Raw genomic sequence first — 1968 nt, forward strand, 5'->3', positions numbered from 1 at the left:
CTCCCACCCCCACCACGCCGTTGACAGTGGGCTGGTTCTTTCGGGAACAGCCAAGGCCAAGGCGATAGCACACGAATTACGCATCGAAGGCGTTTTTTGTAGTGCCGAGCCATGCTCGGCATTTCGCCAACAGCAATCCGTGCCCTGCCCCAGACGCTGAGGTTTCGATGCTCGGCTGTGCACCTGGCTGTGCTTACCCATACGCACCGGCCCACTGTCGAGGTGGCGGTACGGGTGGGTTTCCGGGACCGTTGAGCAGCATGGATGCTGCTCACGAGCCTCCAGGGATGGATTCACGGCGGGTCCCGGAAACCCACCCGTGCCGACGCCATGAGCCGAAAGTCGGCAGCTTCGCTCCACAGCCCGCATCCCTCTATCATGGTGGCCACTTCCGGGACGGGGCCCTTATGTTCAATCGCAATGTCGGCATCATCCTGCTGATCGCCCTCGCCGCCGGGCTGGGGCTGGTCGTGGCGCAGAAGGTCTTCGCGCCCAAGCCGGGCGGTGACCGCCCCGCCACCGAGTCGATCACCTTCTATCCGCAGCCGCGCCCGCTGCCCGATTTCAATCTGAGCCAGTCCGACGGCACCCGGCTGATCCCAGGCGAGCTGAAGGGCCATTGGACCCTGGTGTTCCTGGGCTTCACTTTCTGCCCGGATGTCTGCCCGACCACGCTGGCCGATCTGGCGCAGGCCCAGAAACAGTGGGAAGCCCTGCCCGAGACGCTGCGCCCGCGGCTGGTCTTCATTTCGGTCGATCCCGAGCGCGACACGCCGGCACGGCTGGGCGAGTACGTGCATGCGTTCCATAAGGACACGCTGGCCGCGACAGCCGATGTGCCTTCGCTGGAGCGTTTCGCCACCTCGCTGGGCTTCGTGTTCCAGAAGGTGCCAGGCAAGCACTTCGATGAGAATTCCGAGGATTACACCCTCGAACACTCGGCCAGCCTGGCCGTGTTGGACCCGGAAGGCCGTCTGGCCGGTCTGATCCGCCCTCCTTTCCAAGCGCAGGCCATCGCCCGCGACCTGCAACTGCTGACCGAGAAATCCGCCCCATGAGTTTGATGACCACGCTGAGCTACGCCCTGCCCCATCGCCTGCTGTCGTCGATGGCGCGCCGACTGGCGTATTCCAGCAACCCGCGGGTCTCTCGCTGGCTGATCGACACCGTGACCGCCAAGTTCGGTGTGAATCTGGCTGAAGCGGCCAATCCGGACCCGCGCAGCTACCCGACCTTCAACCAGTTCTTCACCCGGGCGTTGAAGCCGGGCGCGCGCGTGGCCGATGCCGATCCGCGCACGCTGGTGATGCCGGCCGATGGCCGGATCAGCCAGCTGGGCAAGATCGAAGACGGGCGCATCTTCCAGGCCAAGGGCCAGTCCTTCACCGCCGCCGAGCTGCTGGGCGATGCCAAGGATGCGGAGGTGTTCCACCAGGGCCTGTTCGCCACGGTGTATCTGTCGCCGAAGGACTACCACCGTGTGCACATGCCGTGGACCGGCACCCTGCGCGAGACCGTGCATGTGCCGGGACGGTTGTTCAGCGTCGGCCCGGCCGCGGTGAACAGGGTGCCGGGGCTGTTCGCCCGCAACGAACGCCTGGTGTGTCACTTCGATACCGACTTCGGCCCGATGGTCTCGGTGATGGTCGGCGCGCTGCTGGTCTCCGGCGTGGAGACGGTGTGGGGCGGCGAGGAGATTCCGGCCTACGGCGATACGATCACGCGCAAGGATTACCGCGGCAAGGGCATCACCCTGGAGCGCTTCGCGGAGATGGCGCGCTTCAATTACGGCTCGACCGTGATCGTGCTGCTGCCACCGGGTGTGGCCGAGTTCGCGCCGCATCTGGATGCCGAGCATGCGGTTCAGCTGGGGCAGGCACTGGCCACCCTGAAGTGACGGACGTGCCGGCCGCGGGGCCGCCCAGCAAGGAGTACCGGGGGCCCGGCCCCGGCCGGCCCAACCCCGAG

2 protein-coding genes are annotated in these 1968 nt (G+C 66.2%); both read left to right on the top strand.

The features are described from left to right. Positions 1 to 407: 407 nt before the first annotated feature. Positions 408 to 1058 carry an SCO family protein gene (locus tag ABE463_RS18605; protein ID WP_259259622.1) on the top strand — a complete coding sequence of 217 codons (651 nt, stop codon included), beginning with the start codon at positions 408 to 410 and terminating at the stop codon, positions 1056 to 1058. Then, positions 1055 to 1897 (top strand): archaetidylserine decarboxylase, encoded by an 843-nt coding sequence (asd, locus tag ABE463_RS18610; protein WP_346469141.1) that lies wholly within the window; start codon positions 1055 to 1057, stop codon positions 1895 to 1897. Before ABE463_RS18605 ends, asd begins: the two co-directional genes overlap by 4 nt. The last annotated feature ends 71 nt before the right edge of the window (positions 1898 to 1968 follow it).

The organism is Stenotrophomonas sp. TWI819 (genome assembly GCF_039673075.1).
GTDB lineage: Bacteria > Pseudomonadota > Gammaproteobacteria > Xanthomonadales > Xanthomonadaceae > Stenotrophomonas > Stenotrophomonas rhizophila_B.